Source organism: Bacteroidota bacterium (assembly GCA_037133915.1).
Classification (GTDB): domain Bacteria; phylum Bacteroidota; class Bacteroidia; order Bacteroidales; family CAIWKO01; genus JBAXND01.
Genome location: JBAXND010000001.1, coordinates 165,165 through 185,635, shown reverse-complemented (window position 1 = coordinate 185,635; position 20,471 = coordinate 165,165). Strand labels below are relative to the sequence as shown.

Annotated in this window: 15 protein-coding genes; 3 read left to right on the top strand and 12 right to left on the bottom strand. The window is 40.4% G+C overall.

Annotation, left to right across the window (positions count from 1 at the left end):
• Positions 1-73 precede the first annotated feature (73 nt).
• The 3 genes from WCM76_00695 to WCM76_00685 all read left to right on the top strand — a co-directional run bounded on the left by WCM76_00695 (position 74) and on the right by WCM76_00685 (position 5,439).
• Positions 74-2,545, top strand: a complete 2,472-nt coding sequence (locus tag WCM76_00695; protein MEI6764123.1) for a T9SS type B sorting domain-containing protein — start codon at positions 74-76, stop codon at positions 2,543-2,545.
• Positions 2,546-2,548: 3 nt separating this feature from the next.
• Entirely contained in the window at positions 2,549-3,577 is a 1,029-nt protein-coding gene (locus WCM76_00690) for a PorP/SprF family type IX secretion system membrane protein (protein MEI6764122.1), read from the top strand.
• 329 nt (positions 3,578-3,906) lie between these two features.
• Complete coding sequence (locus tag WCM76_00685; GenBank protein MEI6764121.1) at positions 3,907-5,439, top strand: T9SS type A sorting domain-containing protein; 1,533 nt, start codon at positions 3,907-3,909, stop codon at positions 5,437-5,439.
• 216 nt (positions 5,440-5,655) lie between these two features.
• On the opposite strand, the gene WCM76_00680 is transcribed toward WCM76_00685, so the two are convergent.
• From WCM76_00680 to WCM76_00625, 12 genes are all read right to left on the bottom strand, one after another.
• The gene (locus WCM76_00680) at positions 5,656-6,702 is read right to left on the bottom strand and encodes a sugar phosphate nucleotidyltransferase (protein ID MEI6764120.1); all 1,047 of its coding nucleotides are present in this window, start codon (positions 6,700-6,702) and stop codon (positions 5,656-5,658) included.
• 283 nt (positions 6,703-6,985) lie between these two features.
• Complete coding sequence (locus WCM76_00675; GenBank protein MEI6764119.1) at positions 6,986-7,600, bottom strand: SIS domain-containing protein; 615 nt, start codon at positions 7,598-7,600, stop codon at positions 6,986-6,988.
• Positions 7,601-7,634: 34 nt separating this feature from the next.
• The gene (locus WCM76_00670; protein ID MEI6764118.1) at positions 7,635-8,447 is read right to left on the bottom strand and encodes a class I SAM-dependent methyltransferase; all 813 of its coding nucleotides are present in this window, start codon (positions 8,445-8,447) and stop codon (positions 7,635-7,637) included.
• Between the two features lie 3 nt (positions 8,448-8,450).
• Positions 8,451-9,971 carry a PfkB family carbohydrate kinase gene (locus tag WCM76_00665; protein MEI6764117.1) on the bottom strand — a complete coding sequence of 507 codons (1,521 nt, stop codon included), beginning with the start codon at positions 9,969-9,971 and terminating at the stop codon, positions 8,451-8,453.
• 25 nt (positions 9,972-9,996) lie between these two features.
• The gene (locus WCM76_00660) at positions 9,997-10,992 is read right to left on the bottom strand and encodes an SDR family oxidoreductase (protein MEI6764116.1); all 996 of its coding nucleotides are present in this window, start codon (positions 10,990-10,992) and stop codon (positions 9,997-9,999) included.
• Between the two features lie 6 nt (positions 10,993-10,998).
• Positions 10,999-12,018 (bottom strand): methyltransferase domain-containing protein, encoded by a 1,020-nt coding sequence (locus WCM76_00655; GenBank protein ID MEI6764115.1) that lies wholly within the window; start codon positions 12,016-12,018, stop codon positions 10,999-11,001.
• Between the two features lie 4 nt (positions 12,019-12,022).
• Positions 12,023-13,129 carry a DegT/DnrJ/EryC1/StrS family aminotransferase gene (locus tag WCM76_00650; GenBank protein MEI6764114.1) on the bottom strand — a complete coding sequence of 369 codons (1,107 nt, stop codon included), beginning with the start codon at positions 13,127-13,129 and terminating at the stop codon, positions 12,023-12,025.
• Between the two features lie 3 nt (positions 13,130-13,132).
• On the bottom strand, positions 13,133-14,113 hold the full coding sequence (locus WCM76_00645; GenBank protein MEI6764113.1) for an SDR family oxidoreductase: 981 nt from the start codon (positions 14,111-14,113) through the stop codon (positions 13,133-13,135).
• A 32-nt stretch (positions 14,114-14,145) separates the two neighbouring features.
• A complete protein-coding gene (locus tag WCM76_00640) occupies positions 14,146-14,802 on the bottom strand; it encodes an acetyltransferase (GenBank protein MEI6764112.1) in 657 nt (218 codons plus the stop codon).
• A 246-nt stretch (positions 14,803-15,048) separates the two neighbouring features.
• Complete coding sequence (locus tag WCM76_00635) at positions 15,049-16,299, bottom strand: hypothetical protein (protein MEI6764111.1); 1,251 nt, start codon at positions 16,297-16,299, stop codon at positions 15,049-15,051.
• A 6-nt stretch (positions 16,300-16,305) separates the two neighbouring features.
• Positions 16,306-17,781, bottom strand: coding sequence for an oligosaccharide flippase family protein (locus WCM76_00630; protein MEI6764110.1), 1,476 nt, complete (start codon positions 17,779-17,781; stop codon positions 16,306-16,308).
• Positions 17,782-17,936: 155 nt separating this feature from the next.
• Positions 17,937-20,468: a YfhO family protein gene (locus WCM76_00625; protein ID MEI6764109.1), complete on the bottom strand. Its 2,532-nt coding sequence runs from the start codon at positions 20,466-20,468 to the stop codon at positions 17,937-17,939.
• Positions 20,469-20,471 lie beyond the last annotated feature (3 nt).

Sequence of the window (20,471 nt, the reverse complement as noted above, 5' to 3'; positions counted from 1 at the left end):
ACGCACTTTAGGATTGGGTGCATACTATTATATTTGTCTCCCGCTTAAACACATTAAAAAGCAATTAATAAACATGAGAAGGTATATCTGGGCAGCAATTTGCATTTCATTATTTTGTATTACTTACGCACGCCCAATTGCCGCTCAGTCTTCTTTTCAGGTTGCCTACGGAGGTCCCGGCGAAGAAGAATTTTCATCATTTAGTCAAACTACCGACGGTAATCTTATCTTTTGCGGCTCAACCAACAGTTTTGGAAGCGGACAAAAAGACATACTGATATTTAAAACGGATATCGGAGGAAATATCCTTTGGTCTAAAACATACGGCGGCGCACAAAACGACGAAGGCTGGCAGATTAAACAGACTCCCGATGGCGGCTACATTGCTACCGGCTATACCGAAAGTTATGGCAGCGGAAATAAAGATGCTTTTTTGCTGAAACTAACTTCAAATGGAACTGTTTCCTGGTTTAAAACGTATGGTGGAGGCGGCACTGAGTATGGCTACGACCTGCTGGTATTGAATTCAGGCTATGTGCTCTCGGCTCAAACCGATTCCTGGGGCGCTGGCGGAAACGATATTTTTATTGTAAAAACCACTGCTAATGGCACTGCCGTGTGGGGAAAAACATTCGGGGGAACCAATCATGAGGGCGCATACAGCATTATTGCCTCTCCCGATAACCAGATAGTATTTACGGGAACAACCGGTTCGTATGGTAACCTTTATCAGGCTTTTGTGGCTAAGGTTGATACCTTGGGCAATATGAGCTGGTTTAAAACTTACGGTGATAACGGTGCAGGACTTGACGGGGCGCGATCTATCTGCAATGCTATTGGCGGCGGATTCGTGATTGGTGGATATACAAATTCTTTTGGCGCGGGAAATTATGACATTCTTGCATTTAAAATTGACAATAGCGGCGGTCTTAACTGGGCCAAAACCATCGGCGGATCAAACGAAGATGTTGCCTACGATATCATAAAAGACAATAGCAACGGCTATATGCTGGGCGGATATACCAAGTCTTTTGGTTATGGCAACAATGATATTTTTATTACCCGACTCGATAATAATGGGACGCCTTCGTGGTCAAGAGCAACCGGTGGCTCCGGAATTGATGGTGGTGACGGTGGTCCAAATTATAAAAGTATCCGTTCACTGATTTCGGCAGGCGGAAGCCGCCTGATGATAGCTGACTATACTCAAAGCTACGGCGCCGGTATGGGCGATATCATTTATGGCGTTGCCGATGGAAGCGGAAGCTTTGCTTCTTGCCCCGATACAGCAGCCTCTACCGGAGTTACTAGTCCTAATCTGGTTACATCAAGTCCAATTGTCACCGCAACAGCGCCCATAGCATACACAACCACGGCATCAACAAATGCAATCAACGCACCGCTTTCAACGTTTCTTATATGCGGCTGTAATAATCTGGTGGATCTGGGACCTGACACTTCAATCTGTATCGGTGATTCGCTGGTGCTTGATGCGGGAACAGGTTACACAACTTATCTGTGGCAGGATGCCTCAAATGCCCAAACACTCACAGTATACGCTTCAGGATATTACTCGGTAACCACCACAGACGCTAACGGATGTGTTTATATTGACAGCGTTTTAATTCAGGCGCTTCCTCCTCCTTTCGTTGACCTTGGCCCCGATGTTACTATTTGTGAAGGCATGCAATTAACGCTGAATGCAGGAGCCGGATTCTCAGCCTACAAATGGAATAATAATGCCACAACGCAAAGCATCAACGCATCCGCACAGGGTATCTATTCTGTTACCGTGACGAATGTTTGCGGACAAGATGCCGACTCCATGCAAATTCTGTCGGTCATTCCGTCACCAAAGCCAAGCCTTGGAGAAGATACGGTGATATGCTCCGGAGCGCAGTTAATACTGGATCCTGGAACAGGATTCTCATCCTACCACTGGCAAGATAATTCTACAGGTCAGGCCTTCCTTGTATCTGCAAGCGGATTGTATTCGGTTACCGTTACCAACCTGAATAATTGCATTGGCGCCGACACAATCTATGTTGCCTATAAACCTGTTCCTGTGCTTGATCTGGGCCCTGATATAACACTTTGCGATAGCAAACTGCCCATTTCCTTTGAGCTGAATAACAGCTATAATGCTTACAAATGGCAGGATGGTTCTACGTCGCCCAACTATACAGCCACAAAGCCGGGTACTTATTCCGTAACTATTACTGATGATTGCGGAACTATTACAGACGAAGTGGTGATTTCTCCCTGTCCTGCCTGTGTGGTGAGTGTCCCAACAGGATTTTCGCCCAATGGAGATGGTGTGAATGACATTGTACATATACTCGGAAGCGGCTATACCGAGGCAAACCTGCAAATATTTGACAGACAGGGACAATTACTGTATGAATCTTCTGACCCGGGCAATGGATGGGACGGCACGTTCAAAGGTTCGCCTCAGGGTATTGACGTTTATGTTTATCATCTTACGGCCACCTGCCGCGATGGTAAGAAAAAAGATATTAAAGGAAACATTACACTGGCTCGGTAAATCATGAAGAGGAAATTCACCATTCTTGCAATACTTTTGCTTCCCCTGATGGTGAAAGCACAGGATTTACATTTTTCGCAGTTCTACTCTGTTCCTCTATATTTAAATCCTGCGCTTACCGGCTCTGGCGGTTGTGCACTCCGCGTGGGCGGCGATTATCACGATCAATGGAAAAGCATTGGAAAAGCATTTAAAACCTATACGGCCTGGGCCGATGGGCGCCTTACTCCAAAAAAACTGCGCAACGACTGGCTCGGTCTCGGACTATCCTTTGTTGGAGATAAAGCAGGAGATGGAAATTTAGGCACCTCCGATATTGGAGTAAGTTTTTCGTATAACAAGAGTCTCGCCAAAAACAGAAAGTTCTATGTGAGCCTTGGTCTTGCAGGAAATCTGGTGAATAAAAGTCTCGCAGCCTATAAATTAACATGGGAATCGCAATGGGCAGGCACTTCATTCGACCGCGACATTGCAAGCGGTGAATCAGGAATTAAAGGAAGCAAATTTTATTTTGACCTCAATGCCGGCATTCTGGCGACACTCAATATTGGACGTTACACAAGCCTGCATGCCGGTGCTGCCATGAGTCATCTTACCAATCCGAACGAAAGTCTGTTTGGCGGCAGCAGCCGTTTAAAAACAAAGACCGTGATACACGGCGGCGGAAATTTTGTTATTGGAAGAAAAAAGAAACTGATGCTCCAGCCTAAGGTATACTATTCAATGATGAACGGTACCACTGAAACCGTTGCCGGTCTGAATTTAGTTACACGCCCCGGAAACAGCGGTGTTTATGTGGGCATGTGGTATAGATTCGGACGTGATCTCATTCCGGTATTTGGGTATGACCTGCTTGGATTTGTGATGATGGTAAGTTATGATATCAATGTTTCAAAACTAACCACAGCTTCAAACCTTCGGGGCGGACTTGAAATCTCTCTCGTAAAATCGCTGTTATGTAATATCAAACGTAATACTTCCAGCAATCCTAAACATTCAAAATCCAAGTTTGAACACTGCCCGGCTTTCTAGGGGTTGGTGATTAGGGATTGGGGTGAATTATCAACAATAGTATTTCCCATTAACATTCAAAGGAATATCTGCACCACCTATTGTAGGCAGGTTATTGCTCTATTGGGAAGTGAAAAAATATGTTGCGTAATCTACAAAATGAGTTCTCAATATTTGAGTTACAAATTAGTGCCGCTCTAAGGTATGTTTTATTGAGACACATTTAATTACATAATCTAGATAATATATATTGGTGTAAAATTTGTTTTTTGTAAAACATCTTATTAGATTTGCGTCATATAACGGCAATAAAATAAATGTTTTTTTTAGGACAATTAAATCTGAAATTTATGAAAAAACTTATTCCCATTATTTTCGGTATCCTTCTTTATAGTAATCTACATGCTCAACTTCAAGACAGAATATGGATTTTTGGCAGACCGTTTTCCGGCACAACAAATGCCACTTTGTATTTTGGCAATCTTTCCAATCCCGTTAAGCCGCTTCCCTGCGGACAACCCTCTAATATTACAACAAGTAATGGCTTCGAAGAATGGGCTGTTGCGACTCATCCGACAACCGGAAATTTAGTTTTTTATACAGATGGCAGGAATGTGTTTGATAAATTCCATACGCTTATTGATATCGACCCAATTACTCCCGGCTACGAATCTTTAGGAGCGAATCCTTCATCCAGTCAACCGGTAGCGATAAGCCTCGTTCCCGGAGCCGGTGCCGATGGATTCTATATTTTTTCAAATGGAACAGGCGCAAATGCAATTTCTGTAGACACAGGCATTATTACATACCGTTTGTACAATGTAATTAGCGACGTTTTTGGGCCTGTACACAATCTACCCGGACCATACGGCTTATCTTATGTTTCTGAAGGGATGAAAATAATACCAAGCGAAACAGAACCCAATGTGCTTTGGCTTATTACAAGTCTTTTTCCAATTCCCGGTATGCAATACAAGTACGTCGTATATAAAATCAATCAATCGGTAGTCACTTATCAGGGTGTGGTTGACATGGGCCCTATCAAACTAACGGCTGGTGGAAGTGGCGCCTCTCCAATTATTAATATCACATACACTGAGTCAAACACAGCTGTTGGAGTAAGCCGCGTGGGATTTTCAAGCCAATATACCAGCAGCATTTTTGTTTGTGATTTTGACAATACTAACGGTCAATTTTTAACAGGGACATTAAAATCGTATATAACCGGATATGACTACATCCCATCAGTGTATGATCTTGAATTTTCTCCGAACGGAAAGTTTTTATATTACTCGGTTTATTACTCAACTGACGCAACAAATGACCTGTATCAGATAAATCTGCAAAATCCTACCCTTAGCTCGGTTTTAGTACACCAGTTTAATAACCGGTACGCCGGAGGCTTAAAACTGGCCGCGGACGGATTGATTTATCATATTCATGATACAGGATTCTATAGTGATACAACACAACTGGGCAGGATTCTTCAACCCGATGTTGAGTATGTTCCGGGAGTAACCGTTTTTAATCAGTTCTATCAGGAGCGTTTTCAGGTGTACCCACATATTTACTCATTTGGATTACCCGAATTCCTGATTTTACCGACAGCAACAACAGGAAATGCAGAAAATTCTGCGAATATCGATTTAACGGATATTTCTATTTATCCCAACCCGGGTACAGATTATATTTCAATTACAAACACTACTTTGATGAAAAATGGAATTGCTTCGGTTTATAATATCCAAGGACAATTACTTTTTCAACAAAAAATTACTCAAGATAGAACAGAAATTGATATTCGCAATCTCTCGAATGGAATTTACGTCTTGAGTATGGTTTGTAACGATAAAATAAAAGTGTTGCGTTTTGCGAAAGAATAAGAAGCACAGCCCATTTAATATCTTTTCGCAATTCAATTTTGCATTGTAGGTAAGTTGGACGCACCCATTATCAATCATAGTACAAGCCAAAAACACCGTGCCTTGAATCTGCATGGGCAATAGCTGCGAATAATTCGTTCCAATAGTCGGGGTTCCAACGAAAGGCGGCGTAAGATTGGTTCAATCATACGCCGCCTTCAGCAAGTATTTCAACGGCTATTTCGAGATGTATTTAATATCTTCGTTAGCACGCATGTAATCGGAGTATTCGCTGATATCAAGCCAGTAGCCGGATATCGGGAAATAGGTTAGTTTGTTGCCATTCTCAAACAAGAGATTCATGAAATCGGTAGCATTGAAGCTTCGTTCAACAGGAATCATCTTCAACAACTCACGCTTGATAAGATAAACGCCGGCATTGCAGTTGTAATTAAACATCGGTCGTTTGGCATAGCCTGTAACATTGTTTCCTTCGGTATGCAGTGCAATAAATGGAAGCTTCACCTGATAAGGAGCACTGGCAATGGCCATATCGGCACCTTCTTCAATAAAGTGTTTATAGAATGCTTCGTAATCAATATCGGTAAGAAGATCGGAATTTACAATCAGTACGTGGTCGTGGGTGAACTCTTCAATAAGACTGATAGAGCCAATAGTACCCATCGGAAGATTCTCTTTAATGTAGGTGATATCAATACCTTTCGAATCGCCGTTGCCAAAGTAATCCATAACCTGCTGCGCCATGTAACGAATGGTGATAATGAATTCGGAAATACCGTAACTCATCAGCCTGTCTATATTATGCTCAAGAATGGGTTTATCACCAACCATCAGCAGCGATTTGGGTGTGGCATCGGTAAGGGGTTTGAGCCTTTCGCCACGGCCACCGGCCATCAGCACCACATCAAACGGAAGTGCTGAACGCACTTCATCAAAATCAATCAGGCGAACAATGCGGTCGTTTTTATCGAGCAGGGGCACTACTTTTATACCATCAGCCTTCAGCCGCATCGATTCTTCCATGGTGAAGGTATGCTCTCTGAGAAAGCGAAATTTGCGGCACATGAATGCCTCAACAGTATCAGACGTTTTCTTTCCTGCAATGAGTCCCTGACGAATGTCTTTATCGGTAAGTGTCCCTATTAGTTTTTGATCGTCATCAAGAACAAAAAGAGTAAGTTTATTGCCGGCTTCACCCAATTTATTCATTGCATCAAGAATGCCTGCCGACGGGGCAATAATATTTTTATATAGAACGTTCATGGCTGTTTTTTTTTGATCGGAAACGCTTCCGTTTACATCTCAAAAGTAGCGAATATTTTTATACTCTCAACCCTGAATTTTATGGCACCTTGGTTTGCACCGCATTTTCATGATTTTTTTAATATTTTATCTAGTATTACCGCATGTGTAATTTGTAGTTATGGCTTTACGCCTTAATAACATGACAAAAAAACACTCAAAGCAGGTGGTGGTAAAGTACTCAGGAAGTTACTCGAATCTACACCGGGATAAAAGGCTTATGCGCCGGGTTCTCCCGTATTTTTTATGCTTTCTGATTTTTATTAAATATATCAATCCCTTCCCGACAATACATTTTTGCATCGAGGATGCAGTGAAGAATATACTGATGAATTATTTCGAGGAAGCCATAAGAAAAAGACGGTACAAAAAAATTGATATTACCAAGTGTCCGCAATGGATTATCGGGCTCAAAACCTGATAACGTAAGCACAGCACAACCTTTTGCTCTTGCAGTTTTGGCGGCTTTTATAATATTAGCCGAGCGGCCCGAACTGCTGATACAGATCACCAAATCACCTTCTCTGGCAAGCATTTCAATGGGTTTTGCAAAAACATCTTCAAAGCCTATATCATTGGAGATGCAGGTAAGCAGTGATGCATCGTTAAACGCCGTTGCAGGAATATTTCCGTTCTTCAGTAAATCAATAGCCGTATGACTTGCAATAGCCGCGCTGCCTCCATTTCCAACAAGGTAAATTCTGTTTTTTTTGTTTTGAATCTCGCTAAGCATTTTTACGGCACAGTCAATTCCATTATTAAATTTCAGCACAGAGCCTGAATTATCTGACGCTTCAATATGCTCTATCGCATTTTTAAATTCAGAATAATACGTGTCAACAAATGTATGTGTGTCCATAAAATTTACTTTGTGTTACGATTGAATTCAAAAATCAGATTTTAGAACCCTTTATACTTACCGTAAATGTTTTATCCGGAATGTCGGTAAGTTTAGGAAATGATTGTTCGAATTTCTGATTGGTAAAGATTGAACAAAGAGTGTTCGAAATATGAAATATTTTATCGCGTTTTTCCAAGGGTGAACCATCAATCATGGCTGCAATTGTTGTCCAGTTTTCACGATTAAACGAAAGACCGTAATCATGCCATACAATTATGGATGACTCATCTTTTAACAGTTTAAAGGCATTTATGGTATCCTGTTTTACTGCTTTGTATGAATGGTCGCCATCAATAAAAATAATATCAAATTTTTTGTTCAATTGAGAGAAATCATAGGTCAATGAGTTGTGCTTGATATGCAGCACATTTTTCAAATCTTTCGAGAAAAAACGCTGTAGCTTAACATGGTCAACCAATCCAAGCTCATTCATTTCAGCATCCGACAAGCTTATGGAAACACATTCTGCCGCGACCTCTGCAACGTTTACTAAGCTTTCGCCGCGAAAAGAACCGATTTCAAGATACTGACAGTTATTGTATTTTCTTGCGAGTGCTTTCAGCACAAGGATGTCTGTAGCATTTGAAGTTCCGTCAAGATAGGTGTAGCTTTTAATCGATTCATTTAAATCAGGCAGCAAATCAAGGATATTGATGGTTGGCATGCCCGACTTATAGCCCCTCTTGACCTTCGCATATCTTTTCCAGCTTGCCTCTTCGCAATAGCGGTAGGTAGCATTGGCAAAGTTTCTGATATCGAAAAACAGTGTTTTAAAAATAAAATAAATTAGTTTCAGAAGTCTCATACGTTATTTCATAAAATGGCTAATAAACTTGGTTAAATCTTTCTTATAAACGGGGTGCTCGTTGCCGATGATACCAACGGCAATGGTGCCCATACAGTTTCCTATAAAGGGAATTAAATCGGCAGGTGCTTTGGAATAAGCCAGTAACGAAGTAATAGATAATACGGCATCTCCGGCACCAACAGAATCTTTTACTGCTCCGGCAAAAGCAGGTGACGAATAATATTTCCCGCCTGAATACAATGTGGAGCCTGCCTGTCCTAATGTAATCGTGATGTTATTACAATTAGTGATATCACTTAATTTTTCAATCAGTGTTTCAATTGCGCCATAGTTATCACCAAATGGAAGTCTGAGTTCTTTTTCATCAATTGAAATATAGTTGGCGTTTCGGTATTTTGTTATGTAATTGAATCCGTAATTATTGCTGTTTGTCTGAGCATTAATTGATAGAAATTTTCCTGAATGCTGCATGTATTCCTGCAATCCGGGTGAAATAAATCCGTGTCCGAAATCGCAAATTAAGACCAGATCATAATTGTCTATGCTTTTTTTCAGGTAAGAAATTATTTCATTCTCAAGTGTGCTGTCTATGAATTTATCATTCATAAAAGTCACTTCGAAAAGTTTGGTGTTTAAGTATTTGTCGAGATACCTCCGCTTTGTATTAGTCGGGCTGTCGTTTCTGTAGAAGAATTTTCGCGCAACACCTTTTGACAGGTTGTTTTCAATAATGTCTATTTGGTCATTTTGAGAGCCCAGAACAGTTACCAGTTCAACATTCCCCGAAAACTGCTCCATGTGATTTGCAATAGCAAGGGCGCCTCCTGCATAGGCCGCTCCGTGAAGAAACATCGATGAAATGGTGGGTGATTTTGAGGATTTGCCCAGGGGCAGACAATAGTGGTATTCATCTATAATGGTATCGCCAATAACCAGCACGCGAATATCTTTTAAGGCATCTATACAGTCAATGATTTGTTCAGATGAGTATTTGTTTTTCAGGTTTTGCATATAATCCTGAACACTCTCGCTGTAAGGGCTAAAATGTGCGTTTATCAGGTTTGACGATGAAAAGACAATTTCCTCTGTGAAATGAATTTCTCCGCCAACCGATTTTACCGCATCTTCTTCAAGAAAAATATTTTTTGTAAGATCCTTCTCTCTGTCTTTGTAATCCTGACCTTTGATATACAAGTTCGGCTTCAGCAGCTTGATAGTTTCTATCGCCGTGTCCCATTTATTCAATGCAACATAATCAACATCCTGCAATGCAGCAATGGCTTCCATGCGCAGATTCTCGTTAAACACCGGCCGTCCGGGGCCTTTGTTTACATAGCGGTCGGGAGTAATCGTAACAATCAGAATATCGGCAGCATTTTTGGCAGCTTCAAAGTGTTTAATATGTCCCAGATGAAGCAAATCAAAGCAGCCGTGGCAATGAGCAACAGTCTTTCCCTGCTTTTTCAATTTTTCAATAATCAGAGCAAGATCTTCGAGATTTAATATTTTTGAGCCTGTCATAATCTGAACCGTAAGGTTGAAAAAATTAAGAATTTTTACCTAAATACTTAAACCAGCTCTTGGTCGCTTCGGCAATAGATTCCGGCTCCCACAAAGGTGCTTCACGCCAGTATTCAATATTTTCGAGCATTATTTTAACGCCCTCTTCAAAAGAGACCAGAGGCTTCCAGTTAAGAACTTTTTTTATTTCAGAAATATCGGCATGCGTACAGTCGGGTTCTCCCGGGCGTTTCGGGATATAAATGATTTCGCCGCCCAACAAGGTTACGAGTTTGTTTACACTGTAGGTATTATCGCTTCCGACATTCATGATTTTACCAATGGATTTGTCATCACCCGATGCCATGAAGATGGCATTGACAATATCGGTAACGAATGTAAAATCTCGGGTTTGCTTTCCATCGCCCACAACAGTGTATGGCTTGTTATTCAGTTTCTGTGAAAGAAAAACACCAAACACCGCACCATAGGTGCCGCTGGTACGAGAACGCGGACCGTAAACATTGAAAAAACGGGTTGAAGTAACCGGCAATCCGTAAATCTGCTGCCAGTACATCGCATAACGTTCTCCCAGAAATTTTGTTACCGCATACGGATATTGAGGGCGGATTTCGGCAGTTTCAGGCGTCGGATATATATCAGGAATTCCATAGCACGATGAAGATGCCGCATAAATTACATGCTTAACATTCGATTTGCGGCAACATTCCAGAACACTGATGGTCCCGTCAACATTAGAACGGTGATATTCCATCGGTCGCTCAATAGACGGAACAATATCGGCAAGCGCTGCCAGATGAAAAACCCGGTCAACATCTTTAAAAAGCGGCAGAATAGTATCGAAGTCGACAATATCAGCAACCTGAACAGATAATTTCGGATTGTTTTTATGATGCTCCAGATTCAGCAGGCGACCGGTGCTCAGATTATCAATTACAATTACTTCAAATCCCTCCTTGAGAAGCCGGTCAACCAAATGACTTCCTATGAAGCCGCATCCGCCTGTTACTATTGCTTTCATCTATTATTATTTTGAAATTTTATTTTTAACCCGCTTTAATCTTCCACCGAAAAATGCATCCGCATCAATTACAAACTGCTTCATTTTATGATTAAAATTATACATCTGAGAAGCTGTTACTTTCGGATCTGTTTTTCTCCACAGTCTCGGAACGCCAACAATATCAATATTGTCGATAACATGAGCTTTGTATTCGAGGACGAAATTATTATGTTGAAGAAAATTTTCGACATTCACTTTTCCGGCAGGTTTCCATGAATATGCATTGTCGCGAATGTACAACATTCCGCCCGGTTTCAGTATTCGGTTAAACTGCCTGAGCATGGCTTTTACCAAGATGGAATTCAATTCGGGCAACACCTGCAAACATATTACAAGGTCAAATGAATTGTCGGGAATCAGGTCGTAACGCCATGTCGGTAAATGATAGATTCCCTTTTTATCGTTATCAAATTTAAAATCAGACGGGTTTTCCGCGTAATCATACACCGGTTTCCCCAGTTTATGAAAATATACATTCTGAAGACAATAAGAATTGGGAATAGCATCCATAGCCATATAAATACTATCGGACGCTGCCGACCAGAGGTTTGCCTGCCGGCCGTAGCCTGCTCCAAAATCCAGCACATTTTTTATTTTATAACGTTCCTGAGCAGGAATCATTTGTGGAATAAAAAAATCATGAGCGTTGTTCAATCCCACGTTTAAGTGATAATCCGAAAAATCATATTCAAGCCCCAGCTCACTTATTATTCGTTTATCATTTTCTATACTTTCATGGATTAAATGTTGCAATCGCTCAGTACCGATATAATCGGGATAAACGGGCAAAAACCACTTCATCCACTTTACCAAATCCTTCTCTCCCTGATATTTCAAAAAATCATCGGGTAGCTTCTGAGAGTATTTCTGATCTCTTTTATTTCTTTTTATCTGATAATCCCATGATACAATCCACTTTTTTATAAAAGCTTTGTCATTGTTATATGCCTTGATAAAAAGGTCGTATATCGATTCTTTATTCATCTGTTCAATTTTTCTTAAAAAAGTCAAGCACTGACTGAGTAACAAACGCAATCTGTTCATTCGTCAGTTCAGGGAACATGGGCAGACTTAAAATTGTTTCCATCTGTTTTTCCGCTACCGGAAAATCACCTTTTTTATATCCTAAATATGATGCTCCCTCCTGCAAATGGATGGCGATGGGATAATGTATTTTTGAATCGACGCCCTGTTCTGCCAGATATTTTTGCAATGCGTCGCGCTGAGGAACCTGGATGATGAAGGTATGATACACTGCTTTTTCGTTTGCCGAATCAACCGGAATAATACTATTTTCGATTGTTTTCAGTTGCTTCTGGTACATACCGGCAATTTCTCTGCGCCTCTGTGTCCACTGTTCAAGCGCCCCTATTTTAACATTGAGTATGGCAGCCTGTATATTATCCAGACGTGAGTTATAACTCCAGAAAGCACATTCATCGCGGTTTATCAGCCCATGATTACGGGCTTTCAGAAGGTAGTTATATAATTCAGCATTGTTTGTTGTAATGACGCCGCCATCTCCACATGCCGATAAATTCTTTAATGGATGTAGACTGAAACAACCTGCAATTCCAAAACTTCCGACCTTTTTTCCGTTGTATTCAGCACCCACAGCCTGCGCGGCATCTTCAATCAGATGAATATTGAATTGTTTTGCAATGTCTGCCAATTCATTGAGCGGAGCCGGTCTGCCGGTCAAATGCACAGCAATTATAGCCCTGGTGTTTGGTGTAATGGCTTTTTTAACCTGAACCGGGTCCAGATTAAAGTCATCACGAACATCCGCGAATACAGGCGTTGCGCCTGCAATTGCAATGGATGAAGCTGATGCAAGGAATGAATTCGGTGCGGTTATTACTTCATCGCCCGGACCTATACCAAGACCTTTCATGGTCAGAAAAAGCGCATCCGTACCGTTTGCTACGCTAATGGCATATTCTGTTCCACATAAGGCAGCAAAACTCTTTTCAAATTTCTTTACTTCTTCGCCGAGAATAAACTGACCGGTATCAATAATTTCAGAGATAACTTCGAGTAATTCAGCTTTTATGTTTTTATGTTGAATTGCAAGATTGTTGTAAGGAACTTTCATTATTTATTGAAGATTAATTTTCTGCATTCTTTTTACATTAAAGTATTTATCATCAGTTAATGAATCGGGAACCAACCCACTGTTGAACGCTGATTTTAAATCTTTAACTGCATCTTCTATCGTGCGTTTTGCAATAAAGCCGATATCGTTTTTGATTTTTTCGGAAGAAATATGATACGACCGATTGTCATCTGTTGGCGAGGTTGTTATTTTTACGTTTTCACCAATAATATTTTTCACCATGCCGGCAATTTCAGATACGGTATGGTTTTCAAAGCCGGCATTCCACGTTTTACCCGATATTTTTTCTTCGGGTAATGTAAGAAGCTGGCAATACAAATCCGTCATGTCTTCGATATGAATATTCGGACGTTTCTGTGCTCCTCCAAACACGGTAATTTCACCTTTGTTTATGGCAAGATTCGTGAGAATATTTACGGTTAAATCCAAACGCAATCTCCTTCCGTAACCACAAACCGTAGCAGGGCGAATCGTGCAGGTTGTGAAATTATCAGAGCGAAATTTTTCAAGTATTTCTTCGCACATTGCCTTGAATTTGGAGTAATCCGTCAAAGGATCAAGCGCCATATTTTCATTAACATTCGGCTCCTCTTTGATGCCGTAAACGCTCGATGAAGATGCGTAGATAAATCGCTTTACACCGGCTCTTTTAGAAATTTCAACCAGCGGTTCAAACGCATCAAGGTTGATTGATTTTCCCAAATGCGGGTTGAGCTCAAAGCTCGGGTCGTTCGAGATACATGCCAGATGAATAGCGGCATCGTGCGATGGTAACAATTTTTCAAGAAGTTTTGCATCCCTGATATCGCCCTTAACTGCATGAAGACCGGGATGTGCGGCAAGCACCTCTTCGCCGTAAATCATCAAATCGAGCACCGTAACTTCATACCCATGCTTCAAAAGCTTGGGAACTAACACAGACCCTACGTATCCGGCACCACCGGTAACAAATATTTTTTTCATTTTTTAATGATTGAATTAAATCTTTTGGAATATTAATCTAACGTTTTAATGACTTTCGCCGGAACGCCTACAGCTGTAACATTAGAAGGAAGATCTTTATTTACAACACTGCCGGCTCCAACTATTGAATAGCTGCCAACTTTTCTCTTTTCCAACAAGGTGGCATTTGTACCAATAGAAACACCTTCTTCCAAAATTACATCTCCTGAAATATTAACGCCCGGATTTATCGTACAATAATCTCCGATATTTGAATAATGACCAATTGTACAGGCTAAATTAACTATAATATGATTGCCTATAATGATATTCGTTGTGATAATATTTCCGGCAGTAATTACAGTTCCTTCTCCAACAACACTTGTATCTGACATTATTACCGACGGATGTATTCCCGTAGCGAATTTCGCGTTCTTTGATTTTAAATAACTGACAATTTTTGATTTAGCTCTTGGACTTCCAATACAACAAACAAAATAATACTCCGAAATATCGTTGCCTTCTAACCATGACTTTGTACCCAGTACCGGTATCCCATTACGTATTTTCCCAGCCATGGCATCATTGTCGTCTAAAAATCCCGCGATTTCCCATATCGGAGTCAAATTCGCTTTATTAATGTCCCGGAAAAGCTGAACCATTTCGTCGCCAAAATTACTAGCGCCGTATAAAATTAGTTTTTTTGCCATTTTTATATGTTATGAAGTTTGTGTTTCCTTTTCATATCGCCGAAGTCTAAACAGCATAACTCATTCAAATTGAATCACCAATCAAATGCGATGACTTCAGTTCTGCCAATACTTCCCAACTCAATACATTTATCGCCTGTTTATATTTCACAAATTCCGTTTTGATAAACATATTGAGGATGTCAACATTGAAGCAAAATTAGTATTTTTAAGCGAAAGAAATCATGCTCGGGAGGTATAAATTGACTATTCAGTCCCCTTTTTTAAAATCCGGGTATAAAAGTCCGTTAATCTGACAATCTGTTGGCTGAGGAGTAAATTCGCTCTGGACTTTTTCAGATTGACAACCATTTGCTCATAGTTCAGTGAAAGGATTATTTTTTTCAGATTCGCAACGTCTTCTTCATGAATGCCAATTCCGGCATGATGCCGTTTTAACATCCAGCTTTGATAATAAATGTCATCCGCAACAAATACAGGTATTCCTGCCTCAATAAAATTAAATAACTTTAAGGAGGTTGCATACTTGTATTTTTCTTTTGAATGCCCCGAATCACTCAGAAAAAAAGGAATTATCCCAAAATCATACTTTGCAAGTTCTGCAGGTAAATTATCTAGAGATACGGCCTGATGAATGTGAAAATATGGGTTATTCTGCGAAATTAGTTTGTAGTCATCGCTGTCGGTCACATGAGTGGCCGGGCTGGGATAAATATGAAAATGGATTTTTTGCTCTGAAAGCTTTTCAATAACTTTATGAAACTGCGTAACACCATGTCTTTCCCTGCTGCGATGAGAACCCGAAATTCCACCGGCATATACAATATGGATATCATCGGGGTTCAGTTTTTTTTCTGTATCAACAATGCAATCGTCGTCGCAGTACAACGGAAAGAAAATATTATCAGGATGCGGTCTGATACCATATTTTCTGTAAACAATCCACGGTTCAAGGCTGTGGGCAACAATTCCATCCGATTTCTCGAGACAGTTCTTCTCATGCGGCAATTCTTGTTTCAGCCATCGTAACGTCGGCGGTAAGCTGTAATAACAGGCAAACACATCCTGAAAATCCATGATGAACTTTGCTTTATGATGCTTGCGTACAATATCCGGATAATAGCTCTTTACCGCAAAACCATGGATGATATAAATATTTTTTAACTGCCTTATGATTCTGATTAAATGAGGCTTGTTTCTGTACAGAATAACCTTATTCCAGCAGCTGTTCGAAAATTCTTCAATGTAACCCTTGGTATGGCACAGAAAGATGGTTTTATATTCGGGATTTTTAACCAGCCACTTTGCCATTCTTGATATTCGCGGACTTGTTGTTCCTCCCACAAATAAAATAATCTTCTCGCCGGAAGTCTGTAAGGAAATATTTCTCACCGGAACTCTCAGTAACATCGGAATAAAATCAAAAAATGAGGACGTAACCGAGTACAGCAGCAATCGTATTTTGGTAATATAGCTTCTAAACAGCGCAATGGACATGATCAATTATTTTAAACTGAAGTTTTTTTGTATCAGGGTTTTGTAAAAATTAATGATTTCATTTTTATAAACCAAAAATGTTATTGACCACATAAATACCAATTGTATAAAATTCAACACATGAATATTGTACTTAAAATAGAACGGGAAAAGCACTAATGCAAAGGCCGTATAAACGAAGGGTACAATCATTTGTTTTTTGTAATTCATATTGTAACGAAACATTTTTTTTGTTTCAAAATAATATACCAGTGTTTGAAATGGTTTTACCAGCAAAAACGCCCAGAATGCGCCGGACAGCCCGAATTTCATAATCAAAACAGTAGAAACAATGATTTGAAAGATTAAAGTATACAAATTTATTTTTGCAATCTTTTTCGTTTTCTTTAAGTATAAAATCGACGAATAGTACATGTTCTGAATCCCTCTGAAGGTAAAGCCAACACTTATCAGCAGCAAGAACGTGAAACCATAATAAAAGCTCTTATTCTTGACCACAAGAGGCACAATCAAAGGTATCACAAAAACAAACAAAGGCACTACCAGCAGCGTTATTCCGGTATAGGCATTGAAATAAATATTCACTTCAGGCGAATTGCTGTTGCTCTTTTCGCGTGTCCACAATGTAAATACTTTAGGATATATGGCAGAGGTCAGACCACTTTGCATGAACTCAATTAATAATGTCGCCGAAATAATGAAATTATAGATGGCAACATCATCAGTGCTTACATAATAATTGATAATGAAAACACTTAAATAGGCAATAATCCAGAGAACATTGAAATTAAAGAACAAGGGATAGCAATACTTATAAATACTTTTTAGAAGCGATTTATCGAAAACAAATCCGAAGTGCACCAGAAAAGAAATCAAAGCTATTATAAAAATTACCACACCCGATAACAGGCGCCCGTACATCGGACCTGTCAGAGAATACGGAAAAAGATAGAGTCCACCCAACGAAATTCCAATCGTCAGTATAAAATTGCTCACATTGAACCAGAAGAATTGTACGGGTTTTTGCTGAGCAATCAATAATGATGTGCAGGTTTTAAAAAAGCTGTTGAAAAATGCGGTAAGAATACAAAAAAAACCAAACGGGAAAAAACTAATATGCGCTTGTTCTTTAGTAAGATGTGTTGTATAAAAATTAAATAACTGCGGACCTAAAATACTAAATATCAATGTAATTATAATTCCCCAGACCAACAGTATACCTACCGAGGTTCCAACCAGCCGTTTCACTTTTTCATGATTATCCTGCGAATCATAATAATGATAAACGAGGTAGTGGTCTATCGCTATGTTTGCTAATATCTGCACCAGAGCAGTGAATCCGACAAACAAGCAAAAGATTCCGTAATCGCTGGTACTTAAATAATTTGCATAAAAGGGCAATAATATCAGACTCGATGCCAGCGGCAAAGCCCCAATTACGGTATATACGAGAGAGGATTTGAGAAAGCTTCTTGAAATCATCTGTTACAAACTCCTGTCAACTCAATATTATTATTGATTCGGATAAAATGCATCCATTTTCAGAAATCAATTGTGCACAAATACATAAACCAATGCCCGCACAAAAGCATTTCTATAACACGGTTTTCCTCCTCAAAAATTCCTTCAATTACCGTTTATGCTTCTGTTTTCTTGGTAAAGAAAGCTTTTTTTATTTCAAAACCTATCGCGGCAAGCAACATTAAAATAATTATCAATGAGCCGGCCAGAGAAACGGCACTTCCGGTAACAAAAGATTTCGGTTCAAATTTAAATTCTATTTTGCTGTCACCGGCAGGAACCACCATACCCCTGAGCACATAATTGGCGCGGAAATAAGGCACTTTTTCACCATTGATATAAGCATTCCAACCTTCCTCATAATATATTTCAGAGAAAACAGCCAACTGCGGATTCTTCACACCTTTGACTTCGTAGGTGAGTGCGTTCGGCTGATAGGTGATGAGTTTTATGGTAGATGCCGGATCTTTATCGCCTTTAAATGAAGACAACTGGCTTTCAAAACGTTTATCCACAATGGCTGTTGTAGCAGGAACAAAATTGGAAACGGCCTTGATTTCCTCATCGGCGCTCTCCACCATTTTCACGTTTTTCACAAACCATGCATTACCCAAAGCTGCGGGATTTCTCAATGGCGGAGCTCCCGGATTGTAAATAAAATACTTTGTATTCAGCATATTCAGCGAAGTAAGGCCGTACATGGTCGCAATCAGAATAGAGTCGTTCGGTTCGTTCTGAAGCACTTTCTCCAGTCGATCGGTCTCATGCATGAGGCGGGCTTCTATAAGCTCCTGATACCTTTTTAGCTTGGCGGCATGATAGCCTCCAATTGATTTATGAAAATAGGATGTAGTGGCATCGAGTGTAAAATTTCCACTGCTGATATTCAGCACCCTGTAGTCAAGTGTCGTGTCCTTTAAAATAGCATCATCGGCCACCGTCTTTGTAATGGGTGTTTCAGCAATTTTTGCAGCAACAAAGGTCTTGTTATTCACGTATCGTTTTGCAATGGGAACCATGTCAAGCAAAAATATCAAGGCAATTGCAGCAAAGAAAACATACTTGTTCATTTTCTTCATATACATGTAAAGGAACACCAGCCCTCCGCCCAGTACTATGAATAAGAGGCTGCGCCATGCCGACATGCGGAAAATGTATATGCGCGCAGATTCCATGGCATTGATAAACTGGTCGACCTGAGCGCCGCTCCCCTGTTTACGGTATTGTGCGAACTGACTGAGTTCGCTCCCGCTTGTAAAGTCGAAAAAGAATTTCGGCATCGCCAGAAACAGCAGTAATAAACCACCCGTAAGTGCGAATGAAACTAAAAACGGTACCATGAAACGTCGTTTCAGTTCTTTTATACCGAAAACTCCGGGATGTTCGCTTACTTCTTTCAGCGCTAAAACAGCCAGAAGTGGCAGCATAAATTCAGCTATTACCAATATCGATGATACACTTCTGAATTTGTTATAGAATGGGACATGATCGATGAAGAAATCAGTCAGCCACTTGAAATTATGACCCCACGACAGCATAATGGTAAATACTGTAACGGCCAGAATAATCCATTTGAAGCGGCCTTTCACAAGAAACATACCCAAAACGAACAGGAATACTACAAACGAGCCCACATAAACGGTGCCCAATGTAAACGGCATTTCGCCCCAGTACTGGCTTTGCTGTGCCACCGATTCTCTGAGCCGTGAATCAACCTGAGCCATCGCCTCTTTATTTTCTCCCAGTCTGCCCGAAGCGCCTCCTTTAACATCGGGAATAAGCAGCGAAAATGTTTCGCCTTTACCATAGCTCCATGCAGTTATATAATCGCGGTCAAGACCTCCCGATTTATTGCTTTGATCGCTCGTAAGCTCAGAACGGCCTCTGGTTGTTTCTTGCATATACTCAAATGATGTCCACAGGTTGGCAACGTTAGGACCGATTGCAAGAATAGCCGCAATCATTATTATACCCGCGGATTTTAGAAATGCCATGTATTCTTTTCTAATAATGAACCGTATCATTTCTACTAAACCGTAAATGCCCAAAAGTATCATAAGGTAGTACGTCATCTGTATATGATTCACGGAAATCTCGAGAGCCATAAACAGGGCTGTAAGTACGCCTCCCAGCAGATACCGTCCCCTGAAAATCAAAATCACCCCGGCAAGGACTGCCGGCATATAGGCAACGGCAATGGTTTTAGCATTGTGTCCCACCTCAAAAGCGATGAAAAAGTAGGACGAGAAGGCAAATGCAATGGCGCCCGTCATAGCCAGCCAGGGATTTACACGGAGCACAATAAGAAGCAAGAAGAACGAAATCATAAGCAGGAACAAAATACTCGCCGGATGCGGCAGTCCAAGCATGAATACACGGTTAAAGACCGGTATCACATTGGAGTTGTACAATGTGCTGATCTGATAGGCGGGCATACCGCCAAACATTGAATTTGTCCAGAGCGGCTCCTGACCCGTTGCTGCTCTGTAATCAAATATTTCCTTTGCACTCCCCTTGAATTGTACAATATCACTTTGGTTTAGTTTTTTCCCTTCAAGCACCGGGCTGAAGTAGAAAATAGAAATTGCAATAAATGCAATAATGGCTATTGCATAAGGCAGCATTTTTTTAATAAGACCGTTTTTCATACG